General features: G+C 30.6%; 20 protein-coding genes and 1 riboswitch. Of the genes, 16 read left to right on the forward strand and 4 right to left on the reverse strand.

The genetic code is table 11. The features are described 5' to 3' along the window. Positions 1-18: 18 nt before the first annotated feature. The 3 genes from H8707_RS02590 to H8707_RS02600 all read left to right on the forward strand — a co-directional run bounded on the left by H8707_RS02590 (position 19) and on the right by H8707_RS02600 (position 4,561). Complete coding sequence (locus H8707_RS02590; protein ID WP_262428596.1) at positions 19-1,776, forward strand: DEAD/DEAH box helicase; 1,758 nt, start codon at positions 19-21, stop codon at positions 1,774-1,776. A gap of 335 nt (positions 1,777-2,111) precedes the next feature. Continuing rightward, a complete protein-coding gene (locus tag H8707_RS02595) occupies positions 2,112-2,627 on the forward strand; it encodes a hypothetical protein (RefSeq protein WP_262428597.1) in 516 nt (171 codons plus the stop codon). A gap of 527 nt (positions 2,628-3,154) precedes the next feature. Next, positions 3,155-4,561, forward strand: coding sequence for a serpin family protein (locus H8707_RS02600; protein ID WP_262428598.1), 1,407 nt, complete (start codon positions 3,155-3,157; stop codon positions 4,559-4,561). Between the two features lie 51 nt (positions 4,562-4,612). Here the strand turns inward: H8707_RS02600 and H8707_RS02605 are convergent, their stop codons facing one another. Next, positions 4,613-5,242: a DUF1847 domain-containing protein gene (locus H8707_RS02605; RefSeq protein ID WP_262428599.1), complete on the reverse strand. Its 630-nt coding sequence runs from the start codon at positions 5,240-5,242 to the stop codon at positions 4,613-4,615. Positions 5,243-5,433: 191 nt separating this feature from the next. On the opposite strand from H8707_RS02605, the gene H8707_RS02610 reads away from it, so the two are divergent. The 5 genes from H8707_RS02610 to H8707_RS02630 all read left to right on the forward strand — a co-directional run bounded on the left by H8707_RS02610 (position 5,434) and on the right by H8707_RS02630 (position 9,600). Further along, positions 5,434-6,609 carry a stalk domain-containing protein gene (locus H8707_RS02610; RefSeq protein WP_262428600.1) on the forward strand — a complete coding sequence of 392 codons (1,176 nt, stop codon included), beginning with the start codon at positions 5,434-5,436 and terminating at the stop codon, positions 6,607-6,609. Positions 6,610-6,709: 100 nt separating this feature from the next. After that, positions 6,710-7,477 carry a peroxide stress protein YaaA gene (gene yaaA, locus H8707_RS02615; RefSeq protein WP_262428601.1) on the forward strand — a complete coding sequence of 256 codons (768 nt, stop codon included), beginning with the start codon at positions 6,710-6,712 and terminating at the stop codon, positions 7,475-7,477. Between the two features lie 94 nt (positions 7,478-7,571). After that, on the forward strand, positions 7,572-7,919 hold the full coding sequence (locus H8707_RS02620) for a PadR family transcriptional regulator (RefSeq protein WP_262428602.1): 348 nt from the start codon (positions 7,572-7,574) through the stop codon (positions 7,917-7,919). Then, positions 7,906-9,282, forward strand: a complete 1,377-nt coding sequence (locus H8707_RS02625; protein ID WP_262428603.1) for an FtsW/RodA/SpoVE family cell cycle protein — start codon at positions 7,906-7,908, stop codon at positions 9,280-9,282. Before H8707_RS02620 ends, H8707_RS02625 begins: the two co-directional genes overlap by 14 nt. A 105-nt stretch (positions 9,283-9,387) precedes the next feature. Next, the gene (locus H8707_RS02630) at positions 9,388-9,600 is read left to right on the forward strand and encodes an alpha/beta-type small acid-soluble spore protein (protein ID WP_262428604.1); all 213 of its coding nucleotides are present in this window, start codon (positions 9,388-9,390) and stop codon (positions 9,598-9,600) included. Between the two features lie 37 nt (positions 9,601-9,637). On the opposite strand, the gene H8707_RS02635 is transcribed toward H8707_RS02630, so the two are convergent. The 3 genes from H8707_RS02635 to tlp form a co-directional block, all read right to left on the reverse strand. Then, the gene (locus H8707_RS02635) at positions 9,638-10,426 is read right to left on the reverse strand and encodes a family 1 encapsulin nanocompartment shell protein (RefSeq protein ID WP_262428605.1); all 789 of its coding nucleotides are present in this window, start codon (positions 10,424-10,426) and stop codon (positions 9,638-9,640) included. 12 nt (positions 10,427-10,438) lie between these two features. Then, a complete protein-coding gene (locus H8707_RS02640; RefSeq protein ID WP_262428606.1) occupies positions 10,439-10,786 on the reverse strand; it encodes a ferritin-like domain-containing protein in 348 nt (115 codons plus the stop codon). A gap of 160 nt (positions 10,787-10,946) precedes the next feature. Further along, on the reverse strand, positions 10,947-11,180 hold the full coding sequence (gene tlp, locus H8707_RS02645; protein ID WP_262428607.1) for a small acid-soluble spore protein Tlp: 234 nt from the start codon (positions 11,178-11,180) through the stop codon (positions 10,947-10,949). Positions 11,181-11,375: 195 nt separating this feature from the next. On the opposite strand from tlp, the gene H8707_RS02650 reads away from it, so the two are divergent. The 8 genes from H8707_RS02650 (at position 11,376) to H8707_RS02685 (ending at position 18,710) form a co-directional block, all read left to right on the forward strand. After that, positions 11,376-12,068, forward strand: a complete 693-nt coding sequence (locus H8707_RS02650; protein WP_262428608.1) for a copper homeostasis protein CutC — start codon at positions 11,376-11,378, stop codon at positions 12,066-12,068. 140 nt (positions 12,069-12,208) lie between these two features. Then, positions 12,209-12,916, forward strand: coding sequence for a cytochrome c biogenesis CcdA family protein (locus H8707_RS02655; protein ID WP_262428609.1), 708 nt, complete (start codon positions 12,209-12,211; stop codon positions 12,914-12,916). Positions 12,917-12,927: 11 nt separating this feature from the next. After that, a complete protein-coding gene (locus H8707_RS02660) occupies positions 12,928-13,515 on the forward strand; it encodes a TlpA family protein disulfide reductase (protein ID WP_262428610.1) in 588 nt (195 codons plus the stop codon). 174 nt (positions 13,516-13,689) lie between these two features. Beyond that, a riboswitch (cyclic di-GMP riboswitch) is annotated at positions 13,690-13,773 on the forward strand. A 587-nt stretch (positions 13,774-14,360) separates the two neighbouring features. Continuing rightward, positions 14,361-15,587: a sensor histidine kinase gene (locus tag H8707_RS02665; RefSeq protein WP_262428611.1), complete on the forward strand. Its 1,227-nt coding sequence runs from the start codon at positions 14,361-14,363 to the stop codon at positions 15,585-15,587. Beyond that, the gene (locus H8707_RS02670) at positions 15,584-16,201 is read left to right on the forward strand and encodes a response regulator (RefSeq protein WP_262428612.1); all 618 of its coding nucleotides are present in this window, start codon (positions 15,584-15,586) and stop codon (positions 16,199-16,201) included. The genes H8707_RS02665 and H8707_RS02670 overlap by 4 nt, the downstream gene beginning before the upstream one ends. 45 nt (positions 16,202-16,246) lie before the next feature. Further along, a complete protein-coding gene (locus tag H8707_RS02675) occupies positions 16,247-16,873 on the forward strand; it encodes a hypothetical protein (RefSeq protein ID WP_262428613.1) in 627 nt (208 codons plus the stop codon). Between the two features lie 15 nt (positions 16,874-16,888). Continuing rightward, positions 16,889-17,446, forward strand: coding sequence for a hypothetical protein (locus H8707_RS02680; RefSeq protein WP_262428614.1), 558 nt, complete (start codon positions 16,889-16,891; stop codon positions 17,444-17,446). A gap of 55 nt (positions 17,447-17,501) precedes the next feature. Further along, on the forward strand, positions 17,502-18,710 hold the full coding sequence (locus H8707_RS02685) for a signal peptidase I (protein ID WP_262428615.1): 1,209 nt from the start codon (positions 17,502-17,504) through the stop codon (positions 18,708-18,710). The last annotated feature ends 81 nt before the right edge of the window (positions 18,711-18,791 follow it).

Here is an 18,791-nt window from a genome sequence, read left to right on the forward strand (position 1 = left end):
TGAAAGGGGTTGTTATTAATGAAATTAGGGGCTTTTAAAATCGAAGGTGTCGATACAAATGAATTTAATAATCAAATTAATTTTTTAAAAGAAGAAATTCTTAATGGTAAAAATAAAAATAGATTTTCAGTTATAAATGGTGAAGCAGGTTTAGGAAAAACTCTATATACAGAACAAGCACTTGCGAAATTAGCATTACAAAATAGAAAAGCAATATTTGTAAGAAAGTTTGTAGAGGACTGTGTAGGCTCTGCTAAAAGAATTAATAAACAATGTAAGAAGGAAGTTGCTATTGCAATACATACAGGAAATTATAAAGAACTAAAAGAAATATTAGATAGTTATAATATATTAGTAATAACACATAAAAGATATATTGATTTAAGCAAAAATAAGGCTGAAAGAAAATTATTTACTCAAAACAGAGAAGTTTTGGTTATAGACGAAGAAATTGATATGTTAGATGAAATGGTATATACAACAAATAGAATTGAGGAATTTGATAGTTTACTTGAACGTGGAATTATAAGGGATTTATATAATATATGCACTAAAGAGATAGAGAGTTTTTTAAAAACAAATAAAACAAGAACTTTCTTTAAAACAAGTATTAATGTTAGCAAAGAGTTAAAGCAATTAAAAAACTTAATAACTAATAGTAGGCTGCGAGAATTTGTGAAAACAGATATAATTTTCGATAATAACATAGAAACTGCTATTATTTCAAAAGACGATAAAGAAATTTTAATGACTAAATCAGATTTTATAAAAGAAATTGAGGTATTAGAGAATTTTATTAATCATGTATGCTACGTCGAAAATTCTTTTATGTATAGTTATGATAGACAAATTAAATTCTGGAAATTAGAAAATAATTTAGTTTTAGATGCTACTGCATCCGTTAATTATATTTATTCTATAAGTAAACAATTTACAGTTAAAAAGGATAAAAAAGTAGTTAATCATAAGAACTGGATTATGTATATTGTAAAACAAAACACTACAAAGAGTAATAAAGCAAAGACAGAAAACATTTATGATGTAATTAATAAAGAAATCAACAATATAGCATTATTCGGGGATTTAGATAAAACTCTTATAATTGGAAATAAGGAAGAGCAAAAGTATATACATACATCTAAATATATAGATTACGCTTGGTTCGGTAATATTACAGGTAAAAACGACTGGAAAGATTTTTCTAAAGCATTTATTATTCATAACCCTCAGTTTCCATTTCACACATACATTGCTAAGTATCAATTGTATGCAGGAGAAAAGGCACTTTTAAAAGAAAATCTGGGTATAGTAAGGAATGGGCAAGTAGTTAGATTTATAAGTCAAAAATTAGAAAAACTACGACAAACAACAATAGCATCAGAGATTTATCAGGCTATCAAAAGAATTAATCGTCTAAATAGTCAAAATGCTGAGGTTTATTTTATGAACAATGACAATGAAATTATAGATATAGTTATTAGTCAATTTAAGAATATAAATGTTAAAGAATACAAATTAGAAGAAGAGATAAAATATAAAGAAACAAAAATGGATTTATATAATAAGAAAAGGCAAGAAAATTCTTACGCTGTTGCATTTATAAAGTTATTATCTACTTTAGAAAAAGGAAAGTATAAAAAAAGTTTGCTAAGAGAACAAATAGGATATAAAAATAATAACACATTTGCTAGAGATGTTTTAAATAAAATTGAAGTTGCAGAATATATGTCCGCAAATAGTATAGTTACAAAAGGACAGAGCGTTATTGTAAATTAAATATATAGTGCAAGATTTTCCTTGCACTTTTACATAAGAGGCTATTTAAAATAGTCTTTTTTTATTAAAATCGTTTTTAGAATCGTTTCTCTAAATAGAAGATATAAAAAGAGAAACTAATTAGAAACAAACTTAATCTATACTTAAAGTATAGAGAAATAGCCTTAAAACACTTTATATATAATAGAAACCATTTTTTCTAATTTAATTATTTTAGAAACCGTTTTACTCTTTTACTTTAATAATAAATCTTTTAAAATATCTATTCAAAATCCTCTAAAATTTCTTGTGTTATACTAATAATAAATAAGGAAATAAAAAAGAGGTGTTTTAAAATGGAAAATAATATAATAAGTTTAGATAGATATAGAAATAACACAAAAGAAGAGACAGAACAAATAAAAGCAAAAAAACAAAAGTATAAAAGTTATCTCGATTATAAAGAAAATGAAAAAGAAAAGATTAAAATAAATAAAGAAGAGATTGAGTGTCTGTTAAATTTATTTAATACTCGTATAGAATTTTATAAAGAATTGTCTGAAGAAATATTTAAGGAAAATAATTTTGAACGGGAAGAATTAAGATATTTTCGATATAGCGAATGGAGATTTTACAACGAAACAATAAATAATATAGACAAATTAAAAAAATTAGAACTTATATTTAAAAATAATACAAATAAACATATTATGTTACATTATAAAGATATTAGTTTTATTGGTTCAGAAATACATTTTGAGACTTTTGGTGCAAGTGACGATATTGAACAGGAAAATATGCAAAAATATAAATCAATAAATGAAAAAATTGACAAAATATTAATGGGGGATGGAAAGCCTCTTATTTTATAAATTACTTTTTACTAAAATGCTACTAATACAAATATGTATTCAGTAGTATTTTTATTATTTAAAAAATGGGTAAGTGAAGTTATAACTTTTTTAAAATATTTATAAAAAATCAAAAAAGTTTAGAAAAGTTTGCAAAAGTTTAAAGTTCTCTTACCCACAAATTAGATTAATACTTACTTTTAGAAGAGTGTTGCGGTATACTAAAAATAGTCCTGTATTTGGAGTTACACGGTGAACCTTATCATAAATAGTTGCTAAGGTATGGGTTATAGAATTCTGTGTTTAAAGAAATTCACAATTCACGTTTCACAATGCACAATTATGGAAGTGACTCTAGGTCGAAATGTAAAGACCTCTACTTTATACATGAATATCCGGATGTTGAAGAACAAGATATAGCAATTTTATAAAAATAAATAGATAGTTTATAAACCAGTATGCTTATTATGATGAAAACCTACTGGTTTTTATGATATAATCAAGAAACCAGAGGACATTAAAGGGAGTTTTGGAAGGAGAGATAGATTATGTTTAGAAAACCTTATAAAGAAGCTAATGAAGATATTAAGGAAGATGATTCTTTAAAAAAACCAACTAAAGAAAAAACGTTAAGTGTTAAAAATCTTAAAACAATGTATAATGTATCTTTCAGATATGCTTTCATAGCTATAATCATATGTATACTTATTTCTACTCTTTTTCTAAAAATACATGGAAGCAATATCTATGCCATAGCAGAACCTGAATATCCTTCCAAGATTGGCTTTGATGATATAGATGAGAAGAGAAAAAGAATGGAGGATATAGATGAAGAATTCCTTGAAAAGCTGGAGACTTTTTCCTTAAAGTCATCTTCACTGGTTTTGAGTAAAGGCGACAATAAAAAAAATAGACTTTATTCACCAATTAGCTTATATATGGATTTATCTATGGCTGCTGAAACTGCTGATGGGGATACACAACAGGAAATTTTACAAGCCTTGGATATGGATATCAATATGATGAGAGATGAGACCGGGAAATTATTTAGGAGACTTTATTTCTATAATGAAATCGGAAAATTAAATCTTGGAAACTCTTTATGGCTAAATGAAAATATAGATTTCAATGAAGAAATGTTGGATTTGCTGAAAGAAAAATATTATGCGGGATCTTACAATATCGATTTTAGCAACAAAGAAGATGCAAAAAAGATCAGCAAATGGGTCTCAAATCAGACAGGCGGAAAACTTGGTAACAGTTTTGATGATTTTGCTTTAAATCAGGATGATGTAATGACATTGATAAATACCATATATTTTTATGATGAATGGATAGATCGGTTTGATGCTAAAAACACAAAAGAAGGTGAATTTTATCTAGGCGATGGAAGCAAGGTAATGACTGATTTCATGAATATGGAATATGGAAGTCATGGATTTGTGGATGCTAAATGCTATACTGCTTCCTATTTAAGTTTAAAGAATAATAACAGAATGGTTTTTATACTTCCCGATGATGGGAAAACTCCCTCCGATATCATATCTAATCCGGAAATATTGGGAGAAGCACTTGATTGTTTTTCATCAAATGATTATAAGACCGGAAGAGTAATATTTAAGATTCCCAAATTCAATTTTTCATCAAAAGAGAGTGTAAAGGAATTTTGCATTGATTTAGGTATAAAGGATGCATTTAAAGAGGAAACAGCGGATTTTTCAAATTTATCGGATATTAAACCGTTGTTTATTTCGGATATAATGCAGAACTCCACAATATCCATTGATGAAAAAGGAGTTGAAGCAGCAGCCTATACGGAAATAACATATGCGGGGGCAGCAGAACCAGACGGAATAGCAGAAATGATTTTAGATAGACCATTTATATTTGCAATAACGGGAATTGATGCATCCCCATTATTTGTTGGAATCATAAATAATCCCAATGTAGAATAAACACCGTGGGGCTCAACGAAGCCCATGGTGTTTATTTAACTTAAATCTACATTAATCTTTAGGATAGAGTTTATCTTTATAATAACCGTCTGATAGATATAATGCAGCTATTGGATTGTGACCTAATACCCTGTCCTTAACTGCAAATACTGTTGCAGGTGCCTCAGAATATTTAAAGAATAAAGAATCATGTCCTACACATAGACCTAAAACTATATTGAGATCTGTATTTGAGTTATTTAAAAACGTTGCTTGTCCTATAGGGTTGCACATTGGTTCATAATTGCCCGGCCTTACTTTTTCATTTTCTTTTATGCCAATAAATTCTTTTGGGATACTTCCATTTTTACACATAACGGAAATTACCTCAAATCCATTTGCTTTTAAAATTTTTGCAAGAGTTTTTCCTTCGTTTGAGAGGCCGCTGCAAAATGCCAATCCCAGCTTTTTATAATTACATTTGTTTGCAAAATCCATAATCTCCTCTAATCTGGTATTTCTGCAATATCCTTCACTTTCAACTAATGCAGAATTGTAGGAGATATTATGATTTTCTTCTTCATTGTATAAAGGCTTCAATTTCTCTATATTATCCGATTCTCTGGTGGGACAATTCTTCGGATATTTTTCACTCAACCCTACTCTACAATTTTTATCTTTACATAAATCACATGTATACATTTTTTTATCTCCCTTGCTTATATAAGTATATTCAAGTCCATTATAACAAAGATTAATAAGTTTGACAGGATTTTGTTGCTGTTTATGGTTAAATATATCATTTTCATTACAATTTAATTGATTATGAATAATATATTAAGCTTAAGACTAATTATAGTATATATCTTTTGTTATAGAGGGGGAATGTTGTAATGGCAATGAAGAAGTGGCTAAAAGGTTTGGCCTTGACTATTATTTTCGTGTTGCTTACTTCGTTCATAGTATTTCCACAGGAAGTCCATGGAAAGAATAATGAAAAATATTTGGTGGTAGTTAAAACGGCTAATGGACAATACCTCTGTGCGGAGAATGGCGGAGGAGATATGGTCAATGCTACGAGAGACAAAATTGGAGATTGGGAAACATTTGAGGTTATTGCTTTGAATAGAGGATATATTGCATTGAAGAGCAATAATGGAGATTATGTAAGGGTTTCAAAAGATGGAAAAAATGTATATGCGGATAGTGATAAAATCGGCAATAGGGAAACATTTCAATTAATAGGATTAAAAAATAACAAAATAGCTTTAAAAACATATGATAAAAAATATATATGCGCGGAAGACGGAGGTGGAGGAAAACTAGTAGCAAATAGAGAGAAGATAGGTAGTTGGGAGACCTTTGAATTGAAAAAGGTTGAAGAGAATACATCGGATAAATTTGAGTTAACTGCGAAAGCTGATTGGAACAGTGTTACTTTTACTTGGACTAAACCTGCTGATTATAAGAACATTGTAGGGTATAATCTTTATAGGGGGATAGCTTCAGGCAAACAATCAAATACTCCTATTACTGATTTTCCAATCGAAGGCACATCTTATACGGATTATAATATAGATAAAAACATCACCTATTTTTATGCCTTGAGACCGGTTTATAGAGACAAAACCCTTGGAGATGTATCAAATGAAGTTTCTGTTAGGCTTGGATCAAGAACAACTACTATTGTATTGGAAGTAGGAAGCAAGCGTATGTATATTAATGGTCAAAGAGAAGAAATAGATCCGGGCAAGGGAACTGTTATGATAATTAAAAACGGAAGGACATTCCTTCCTATAAGGGCAGTTATTGAGGCCATGGGAGGAGAAGTAGAATGGAGACAATCTGATAAAAGGGTTAGCATTTATCTTGACAAAAATGAAATTCACCTTTGGATAGGAAGCAAAATCGCTAAGGTAAATGGGAAAAGTAGAGAGACGGATGTATCGCCTTATATTTCCGATAGCGGGCGAACAATGCTGCCTTTACGATTTATTGCTGAAAATCTTGATTGCGAAGTAGATTGGGACGGATTAACGAAAAAGGTAACTATATTTATTGGGAAATAGATATGTTATAATATCATATTATATGGATTTTGATAAGCTTTTATATTGGGAAAGCTCACACAATTATTGGAAGAATTATAAAAAATAGAAGGAGGAAACTGTGAGAATAATTATTTCACCTGCAAAGAAAATGAATGTAGATACAGACTCATTAGGTTATTGTCAACTTCCTCAATTTATAAGAGATACTGAAATGTTGATGGAGTATTTGCAAAGATTAAGCTATGAAAATATAAAATCAATATGGAAGTGCAGCGATAAAATAGCTGTTCTAAATTATGAAAGACTGAAGAATATGGATTTATGTAATAATTTAACTCCGGCAATTCTAGCTTTTGAAGGAATTCAATATCAGTATATGTGTCCAAGTGTATTTCAAACAGATGAATTTATATATCTTGAAAAGTACCTACGTATTTTGTCAGGCTTTTACGGAATATTGCGACCATTTGATGGAGTTGTTCCCTATAGATTAGAAATGCAAGCAAAGCTAAACTATGATAACTTCAATTCACTTTATGACTTTTGGAATAACAAACTGGCAGATGAACTTTTTTCAGAAAGCAATTGTATAGTAAACTTAGCTTCTAAGGAATATAGTAAATGCATTTCTAATTATTTAGATGATAATATACAGTTTATAACTTGTGTTTTCGGTGAGATGATAGGGAAAAAGGTAGTGGAAAAGGGAACTCCGGCAAAGATGGCAAGAGGAGAAATGGTCAGATTTATGGCAGAAAATAAGATTGAAGATGTGGAGGATATTAAGGGCTTCAATAGGCTGAATTATGTTTTTTCAGATTATCTATCAGACAAAAACACATATATTTTTTTAAAGAAGGAAGAAAAACGGAGGGTGGATTTTTAATCCACCCTAATTTTTTAAATTTGAGCATTGACATATATAGATTATCTATATATAATTATATATAGGCAATCTATATATGAGGGAGGTTGAGAAATTGGCTGTAAACAAAAATCTAATTACAGGCAGTACAAAGATGTTGATACTTAAATTGCTTGAGGAGAAGGATATGTATGGTTATATGATGATTGAGGAATTGGCAAAAAGATCTGACGATACTTTTTCCCTTAAAGCAGGCACACTTTACCCTTTGCTTCATGGACTTGAGGAGCAGGGCATGATAAATTCCTACGATGAAATGGCTGATAACTCTAGAGTTAGGAAGTACTATAGTCTGACAAAGAGAGGTAAAAAATTGTTACAGGAACAAAAAGATGAATGGCATACTTATTCATCTGCAGTGGACAGGGTTCTAAAAGGGGGTGTTGATTTTGGAACAATCTAATAAGCTCGAAGGCTACTTAAAAACTGTATGCCAGCAAATCAGATGGAAAAAGGCTCATGGAGTTATTTCAGAGGAATTGGAAAATCATATTATCGATCAAAAGAATGCATTTGTGTCCGAAGGATTTACTGAAGAAAATGCAATGGATAAAGCAATAGAGGAAATGGGGGATCCTATAGTAGTCGGTTCAGAGCTGGATCGTACTCATAAGCCAAAGCCGGAATGGAGTATAATATCTCTAACAGGAGTTTTACTTTTCTTAGGTTTTTTAATCAGAGAATTTATTGCTAATGATGTATCAAATGCAGCAAATAGCACGGGGAGCAATGTAGTTATTACCGTATTTGGTATTGCAGTCATGGTAATTGCTTATTTTTTAGATTATACAATCATTGGCAAACATCCTAAATTTATATATTTTGGTCTTATAGCTATCATGATTAGTTCTATGGTAATATCACCCGGCACTATAAGTATATCACAAAAATATATGGGACAATTTTTCTACGCTAAATTCATAATGCTTCTTTTTCCAACAGCATTTGCCGGGATAATATATAGCATGAGAAATAGAGGATATGAAGGAATAGTATTGAGTGGAATATATTTTATATTTCCTGCATTATTGTGTTTACAAATACCAAGTCTTTCAAGTTTAGCTATGTATACAATAACCTGTCTAATTATCCTTACATATGCAATATTAAAGGGTTGGTTTAATGTAAAAAAATTAAAAGCTATGCTGCTTGTATATATACCAACTTTGATTACACCATTTATTGCATTGAAGTTTATGGAACAGTATCAAATAGCTAGGTTAAAATATGCATTAAATCCTTCCCTTGATCCTTTTGGCGCTGGATATATTGCTAATGTTACAAGGCTGATTATAAAAAACGCAAAACTAATAGGATATAATAGTTATGGTATAGATACTGGTAATCTATTACCCAATATCAATACTGACTTTATAATGACTCATTTAATAGATCGATTAGGTTGGATATCTTTTATATTGTTAGTGATGGTGTTTCTAATATTCATTATACGTGCATTAAAACTTGTACATAATCAGAAAAATGTTCTTGGTAATTTAGTATCGATATCTGTAATCGCTACATTTATAATGCAGGTAATAATATATGTTTTAAACAATCTAGGTTTTCCATTGATAGCACCATTGACTTTGCCTCTAATATCATATAGTAGAACAGGTACAATTCTCAATCTATTTCTAATAGGCATTATGTTGTCAGTTTTTAGGAATAGCAGCATATATACCAGCAAGGAAACAAGCAATATAAAAGGCAAAAAGACATTTAATTTTATTGACGGAAAAATCATTATAGACTTGAATAGATAATTGTGTTAATAATCCAAGATTAAACATTTGTATTTAATTACCTTGTATTATAAACGTTTATTTAAACAAACTAAGGGATGTAAAAAATAATATGGGGTGAGTTTATTGACAAGAAAAGGTCCGTTAAATCCAAATGCAGTAAAAGCTTTGGAAGAAATGAAATTAGAAATTGCAAATGAAATGGGATTAGGTGATGGTTTCAATAATTTGGATCCTGTTGAAAATATATTTACTGCAGGAGCCGTAGGTGGTCAGATGACTAGAAATATGGTAAAGATGGGACAGGAAGAGCTTTTAAAAGAGAAAAACAAAAAATAATATTGGGATGGCTTTTATTATATGCCATCCCAATATTTTAATTTACATCGTATTTGATTATTAGACTTGAATCCAATACTCTGAATGTAAAGGATTCAGTAATAAAGAATCTTACACTTTTATCAGTATATGACTTGTATCCAATTGCAAAATCTTGACCAATGGTTAACTCCAAATCCTCATGATCATGTGGTAAGAGGTAAGCGCCGCTGATTACATGGCTGTAAATTATCTTTCCGCCTATTAATTCTTCAATTCTTTCTTCAAGAGGATATGATGAATTAGTGGATAATATTCTCTTGTAAATTTCTTCACCTACAATTAGGTTGAAAGGACCATTTTGATAGGATTCGCGAAGTTTTATCAATCCCAATGATATAGCTTCCATAATATTTGGTAAGTCTTTACCAAATGGTATAGTTTTGTTTGTTACACTGTTTTCAAGTCCAACAATAGAGGCATTGTTTAATCCGTTATAGATTGCATTTTCTTCAAATAATGCAATTTTTTCCGCTGCTTTTTCTAATGGCTCATAATCTACATCTTTAGCACCGCGATCTAGATTATCAAGTTCCCATCTATCCATTTCAAATTCTATCCTAGATTCTGTCAATGGAAGAACCGTGTAATTACCATAGCAAAGTTCTCCTTCATCAACTATATTGTCCAATCTTCCTTCAGTAATAACATTGAAGTCTAAGCCAAATGGTCCATTTACCTTAACAGCTCTTCTTGCTGATAAGTATGATTTTAGAACTTCTTTTGCTCTCTCGTCTATCTCATTCCAAGCTTTGTTTGTTATAGGTGCAAACTCTCTATTTAGCATAATGCATTCCTCCTATTTTAAATCACCAATATTTAAACTTGAGTCTTTTTTAGCTTCACCATCACCTGTTGCAAGATCTTCCAATTCCGTAATAGGTCCATCGGTAAATAAGTAAGTTCTAAGTTCATCATCCCATTTGTCCATATTTCTTCTCAACCATTCTATGAGCATACAAGCATGCTCTATTTCTTCGTCTCGATTATGTGCCATGATGTTTTTAAGCTCCTGATCAGCTGATACATCTATTCTTTGGTTGTACCAATCTACTGCTTCAATTTCCTCTTTTAGGCTATTAAGGGCCCTTGATGTGTTTAGCGTTTTTTCATCTAATTTGTCTACTGATTCATGATATGCACTCATTTGTTTATACCCCCAAGTATATATTTGTTCAATAAATATCATACCCTCATAAATTTAAAATAAACAAAAATTCCCATATAGCTTGAACTATACGGGAACTCTCAAGTTAAAAAAATTATATTTTGCTGGTTTAACTTTTTCTCTAGATTAAGTTAATTAGCTATTTATAGCCTCTTTGTTTATCTGTTGCCTCATCTTTGATTTCCTCTTTCATTCCTTTAAGAGATTCCAATCTTTTTTCATTTTTATTGATTAAATCTTGTTTTATTTGTTCGTCTTCTGTTTCCCTAATTACTTCTTGAGTTCTCCTATAATTTTCTATTGTGTTATCGATATTAAATTGAATTTTGTCTACATTATCTGTCCTATCATCTGGTTTTGGCTTGTTTTTCATTGCTATCTCTCCTTCTTAAATTTATTCTAAATTCTAATTTAGTATGTGAGGTTCAATTTTTATTATGCAATTTAGAAGAATCAAATAATGTAACTATAGGATTAATTAACAATTAATTTTGGAACTATAATTTTGTTTTTTAGTAGCTTTGGGTTATAATTATATAAAATAGTTAGGGAAAAAGGGGGATTTATAATGCTTGAGATAATCGCTTTAACACTGAATGAAGCAATAGAAATTGAGAAGTTGGGCGGAACACAAATCGAACTTATATCGGGATTTGCAGAAGGAGGACTAACTCCCAGTTATGGACTTATAGAAAAGGTGATTAAAAATGTGGCTTTTCCGGTCAATGTTATGCTCAGACCACATTCTAGGAGTTTTCATTATTCCCAATATGATTTGGATGTTATGCAAGAAGACGCAAAAATAATGGATGAAATAGGTGTAAAAAATGCAGTGCTGGGTATTTTGGATGAAGATGGCTTACCTGATTTAAAAGCATTGGAGTATGTATTGAGAGACACAAATTTGACCATAACTTTCCATAGAGCATTTGACGAATCCAGTAATTTGAATGAATCATTGGAGATTTTAAAATCTTTCAATAGAGTGAAGACTATACTCACATCAGGGGGAAAAGGAAAAGCAATAGATAATCTGGGCGCCTTAAGGCGAATCATAGAAAATAGGGGAAGTATTGAAATTTTGCTTGGAAGTGGTGTTAGCGTAGATAATATGGATATTTTATATAATAAATTAGGGATCTTCAACTTTCATGTAGGAACTGCAGTAAGGGGAAATTTTTATAACAATAAAATTTATGAAGAAGAACTTTTAGAAACAGTAAAAAAATATAAAGAAATAAATGTTATAAGTCCTATCTAAGAGATAAGCGTAAAAATGAGTTAAAAACCTGTTAAGTTTTAATAATAAAAATGGTATGGATTATATAATATAATGGTAGAGATATACCTATAGCGGGTATAATCTTAAGTATAAATCAAAGATTTTTGGAGGGGTTAAGATTGCCTCAAATATCGTTAATACAAGATGTTTCAATAACTATTGCATTTTGGGCCGGGCTTATTTCTTTTTTTTCGCCGTGTTTATTGCCTATGATACCTGCCTATATCATGTATATAACAGGAGTAAGTATTGAGGATGAATTGCAAGAAAGAAGGCTTCGCGCCATAGTAAGAACCTTAGTATTTATACTGGGATTTACTATTGTTTTTATGATAATGGGTACTTCTGCAAGTTTTTTGGGAAAAATATTTGCACGGAATAAAAATATATTTTCAAAAATTAGCGGACTGCTGATTATATTGTTTGGATTAAACACCATGGGTATATTTAAAATAAACCTATTGAATACTGAAAAGAGATTATCGGCACCTAAGAATATATCAAATTCCTTTGGCTCACTTATTATGGGTATGGCCTTTGCAGCAGGATGGACACCCTGTTTTGGTCCTGTATTAGCATCAATATTGCTTTATGCAGGTGGAGCTGCTACTGTTTCCAAGGGAGTATTTTTACTGTTTATCTATTCAATGGGCATGGCAATACCATTTTTGCTGACAGTCCTATTTGTTAATACATTTATCAGATTTATGGAAAGAGCTGATAGATTTATGAAATATATGCCGATGATAAGTGGAATCTTTATGGTTATATTTGGGGTTTTAATATTTTTCAATAAGGTTATAAATATTAGTAGAATACTTTTATAAGGAGTGAGGCTTTGAGAAAAAAGGGAATATTCATAGCAGCCTTTCTTATGGTAATTATCTTAGGAGGATGTAGTACAAAGGACAAGGATAATATAGATGATCAGATCTTACCACAGGAAGAAAGCATGAATGAAAATGAAAAGCAAGCTGGTGATAATAATCTTGAAGATGAGAAGCCTGAGGAGGACGAAAAATTTTTAGCACCTGATTTTACACTTCAAAATCTAAAAGGTGAAGAAGTATCACTTAGTGATTTTAAAGGCAAATATATTTTAATAAACTTTTGGGGAACTTGGTGCAAGTGGTGTGATGTTGAGATGCCAAGTTTAGATAAACTGAACAATGAAAATGATGACTTGGTGGTATTGGCTGTTAATGTGATGGAGGACGAAAGTAAAGTTAAAGAATATATAGAAAACGGTGAATACGAATTTGAAGTAGTGTTGGATGAGGAAGGTGAAGTAGCACAAGTTTATTACGTTAATTCCTTTCCTACATCAATTTTCGTAGATAAGGAAGGGTATCTAATAGGCGGAGTACCGGCAATGCTGGAATATGAACAGATGGTTGAGATAATGGATGGTATAAGGACAGACTAAGAGTTTTTGTTTTGTCAAAATTCCCGGTAATAAATCAATATTCCCCGGGCAATATTATTAAATTTTAGAAACTTGTCATATATTCTCTTTTAATGCAATAAAATATTTATGATATTTAAAAATATATATTTAATTTAGACATAATTCCCTTTTTAAAATTGTTATACTGAGATTAATTAAATGGGAAATGTAGAGCCATGTGTTGAGATTGGGCGCCTGACATATGGGGAGTTTATGGCGCAACCGACCCAATTTATAATTTTTATAAATTGGGTCTTATTTTTTAGTGAATAGAAGTTTTTGATTGATTTGATAAACGTTTTTTTAAAAATTGGTTATAATTTTACTCCTAAAAATTAATTTTAAGCTTATCCGGGGGGATATGCATGAGTGCCTTTTTTAAAGGAAGGAAAGAGGAGACAAAGATTCTGTTTATATATAGATATGTTTCGTTAATCATAACTTCTATATTCTACTCCATAAATGAAATAGAGCATACAAATACTAAGAAGATATTTATTATATTTTGCCTGTCCACAGCAGCAATTATTTTGTCTTATCTTTATATAATATGTGAAAACTCAAAAAAGAATATTAAGATTTTATTATTTATAGAGACAATAAGCAACTCCATATTATTGATACCTTCCGGAGGCTTGAATAGTCCCTTCATTTGGTATACTCTAAATACCATCTTGATAAGTTCTTTATTTTTAAAAAGGGAATTTATTTGGATAAATATTTTTCTCTATTTAATTCTCACTACTTGTATATCTCATTTTGCTTATAACTATAATTTAAATTTATTGAATTTTCTAAAACATCAATCTAATTTAATACTCAGTATGATAATGATAATTATATCCATTTACCTTACATCAATATATATAAATCAAACAAAGGGAAAAAACAAAGAATTAGAAGAATTAAATGCTGAACTAAAAACTGCAAATCAAATGATTACAGTATCTTTTGATCATATAAAAGCATTATATCAGTCATTAAGTATATTTTCTAATCAAGGCAATGTTGAAGGTATTATAAACAAACTGTTTGCATATATTAAAGATGTTACAAAGACTGATGCGGTTTTCTTCTATGATATGAAAGATGAAGAATATGAATTGCTGTCAAAGGGCATTGAGAAGGATAAGAAATTAATTGAAGATGAAATAATAAATAATTTGAAGGAAATACTGGAATCAAAAAATCCCGGAGAAATATCCGTACAGAATGTAAGGTATGTAATAGTGCCGGTAGGAAATAATTATCTCTACTATGGAGTTTTAGGGTTTGAGGTAACAAATGAAAAAGAAGGATTGGTATATCAAAACAACTTACAGCAAGTAAAGTTTTTATCGGAGCTGACTTCTATAACCTTAGAAAGAATTAATATGGAAGAAATAAATGATAGATTATTGATTTCAGAAGAACAAAATAGGATAGCAAATGAAATACACGATAGCGTATTGCAAAGATTATTTGGAATGTCCTGCGGAGTTTTCTCCCTGATAAAAAGACTTGATAACTGTTCTACAGTTGAAATTACAGAAGAATTGAATCAATTTAGGGAAACTACGGATATGGTAATGAAGGAATTGAGAGATAAAATATACGGCCTCAGCTGGAAGAAATCAGGACAAAATAGTTTTGTTAAAGACATAAAAAGATACATTGAGGAAATAAAGAGATTTAACAATATGAATATTCCTTTTACCATTACAGGTAATATAGAATTATTGTCCAACAATCAAAAAAGAGCATTGTATAGAATAATTTGTGAGGCTTTGGGAAATGCTGTAAGACATGGGAAAGCGGAAAATGTGGAAATAAATTTATGCATTAATTCCGAATTTGCAAGCCTTAATGTCAAAGATGATGGAATGGGATTTGATACTCATCTAATTGATGCTGAAAGATCTAAGGGCTTAGGTATACATAATATGGTACAGCTTGCAGAATCCCTAAAAGGCGATATTGAGATACAAAGTAAAATAGGAAGCGGAACAATAATTGACTTAACGGTACCAACCGATACATTAGTATTAAGGAAAGGAGAGTCAAAGCCATGAAGATACTTATAGTAGATGATCATCCATTGGTAAGGAAGGGCATATCATTAACCATATGTTTTGAAAGCGATATGAAAGAAATATTTGAAGCTTCGAATGTGAATGAAGCGCTTAGGATTATCAAATGTGAAAGGCCCGATCTGGCAATTGTTGACTTGTATCTGGGGCAAGAAGATGGTTTGGATATCGTTAAAAGAAGCAGAATTGAAAAAGTGGATACGAAATTTTTAATTTTGACTTCATCCCTTAAAAAAGATGATTTTCAAAGGGGGATGGAGATAGGCATAGATGGATATATTCTTAAAGAAGCATTTGCAGAGGATATTATATACGCAATTCGGGTTGCCTTAAGGGGAAAGCAGTTTATAGACCCAGAAGTAATAAGGTATCAAGCGACAAATATTATGGAAAACAAAACCATAGGGGAACTTACGACCAGAGAATATGATGTCTTAGAGGAATTAGGCAAAGGGTTGAGCAATTATGAAATTGCCCAAAACCTTTATATCTCGGAAAATACGGTAAAAAAACACGTAAGCAACATATTGTCAAAGCTGGAGCTTACACATAGGACCCAAGCTGCATTATTTGTAAACAATTCAGGTAGGATTTAGGATATATTTTCTATACTAATTGAATTTTAAAAAGAGGTGTTGAAAATGAGTAGAATAAAAAAGTCTAGGAAAATGAGAAATACTTCGGTTATATATATTACAACTATTATATCCTTGGTACTGATTGGGATTGGCTATGGATTTTGGAGTAATGAACTTGATATTAATGTGGATATAACAACGGGTTCTACAGATATTCAAACTGTAATTGATAATACTGAATATGGAGATTTAAAGATAGACGCTGCTGATGACGGGCGGATGATTTCTTTTAAAGGAGAAGTATATCCGGATTTTAATGAAGATGTAAATATAGTAATAAGAGATGCCGGTACTGTACCACTAAAGCTTAATAAAATAGAGGAAGTAAATAAAAGCGAAATAGCAGAACTATATCAGCAAAAAAAAGATAAACATGGACTGACTTCCTTCTTTAAAAACGATGTGATGGAAATTTTCAATTTAAAAATCAATACATTAGAGGATAAGAATGATGAAGTGATACCTGTATCAACCTCAGATAGGAGCATGGATTCCGAGGAGGATCCTATACAAAGAAAAATCAATGGATTATATGATGAGATTTTTGAATTGAAAGAAGAATTAAAAAGATATGATAATATAGAGCACCATGAGTTTAGATATGAACTTCAATTTATCCAAGGGATTTAATTTGGGGGTAATGATATGAAAAAGAAAATTATAATTACATTTATTAGCTTGATAGTAGCTTTGTCAGTTGTATCCGGTGGGTATGGATTATGGCAGAAGGAGATAGTCATTGAGGGCAATATAGATGTAGTGCCTGACCCTGAAGTTATAAAAGGCTTTGAAGAATCTATAGAAAAGAAATATGAAGAGATAGAATCATTGAAAGAAGAGCAAAGAATTCAGCAAGAACTTGAGCAGCAGGCACTTTTAGAGGCAGAAAGGCTTTTGGAGGAACAAAGATTATTAGAAGAGCAGAAACCTTTAGAAGAGCAGAAACCTTTAGATGAACAAAAATCTGAAGATGAACAAAAATCTGAAGATGAACAAAAATCTGAAGATGAACAAATATCGGTTGAAGAAAATGAAGAGGAGTTAAATGCGGGGGAATTAGATTTAGAAGAATTAAATGATGATGTTATAGATGATAATAAAAATCTATCAGAGGAAAATACAGATAATCAGGAAAAAGATAATTCAGCTGAAATTGAAACACTATCAACAGAAATCCCTGATACAGAAGATGATGACCGGTAGTATATGGCATATAGTTAGAGGGTCTTGATTTACCTATTTTCCAAGGGGGACAAGTATGTTAAAACAAAATTATTTGCCGACAAGAAGTAAACAAAATAGAAGTCTATTGCTTATATCATTATTAATCTTAATATATTTATTTGAAAATTCCACTGTTACTTCATATATAGATAACTTTATATTCAGCTATATTTTAAAACCGATCATATGGGTGGGAATGGTATTTTTAATATGGAATTTGCCTAAATTTAGACCAAAGGCAAAGTTAAAGCACAAATCACTTTTATACTTTTGGACATTTAATTTTGCTGTTATCTATGTAATCATAACAATCATTGCAGGGCTAATTGATGGAATGGGAAAAAGTCCGTATAGTCATTCTCCTAAAGGAATCTTTATTAATATTATCTTTGTAGGAACTTATCTTGTCGGCAGAGAATTTATAAGGAATTATCTGGTGCATAGTTTTACAAAAGAAGAAAACTATTTAGTTTTTATATTTGCAGCATTGATTATGACTATAACAAAATTTCCTATAAGTAAATATTTGGGGCTTAATAGCTTAAAAAGTACGGTAATGTTTATAGCGGAGTTCTTTGCACCGGAGTTTGCTCACAATATCTTTGCATCATATCTGGTATTTTTGGTTGGACCTTTAGGCTCAATTATATACTTTGGAGTTATACAAGGATTTAATTGGCTATCACCAATACTTCCGGATTTAAAATGGATAACTACTGCTCTTGTTGGCATATTATGCCCCGTATTCTTTCTAATGTCGTTACAAAATATATATTTAAAGATTACAAAACAATTGAAAAAGAGGGAAGAAGATGATGAAAACCCCATAAGCTGGGCAATTACAAGTATTGTATCAATACTCATAATCTGGTTTGCAGTAGGGGTTTTTCCTATTTATCCTTCAGTCATAGCTACAGGAAGTATGGAACCTATGATAAAACCGGGAGATGTTATTTTAGTAAAAAAAGTTTTCAATATAGACGATATAAATGCTCTTAAAGTAGGAGATGTAATCCAATTCAAAAGAGACAGTATTTTAATATCCCATAGGATAATAGATATAGTCAATAATGAAACAGAAGGGCTATATTTTAAAACCAAAGGGGATAATAATGATTCGTCTGATTCTGAATCGGTGAAACCCCAAGACTTGAAAGGCACAATTGTATATACTGTTCCCAAAGTCGGCTGGCCGACACTATTTATAAAGGGTGATAAAAATATAGATTTAGATAGCCTATGATTCTATAGCGTAGTGAAGAATCACTGTTAGTTCTTCACTCTTCACTAATTTTATCTACTCCTTTAGTATCATATATATAGC

Source organism: Paratissierella segnis, assembly GCF_014385195.1.
Classification (GTDB): Bacteria; Bacillota; Clostridia; order Tissierellales; family Tissierellaceae; genus Paratissierella; species Paratissierella segnis.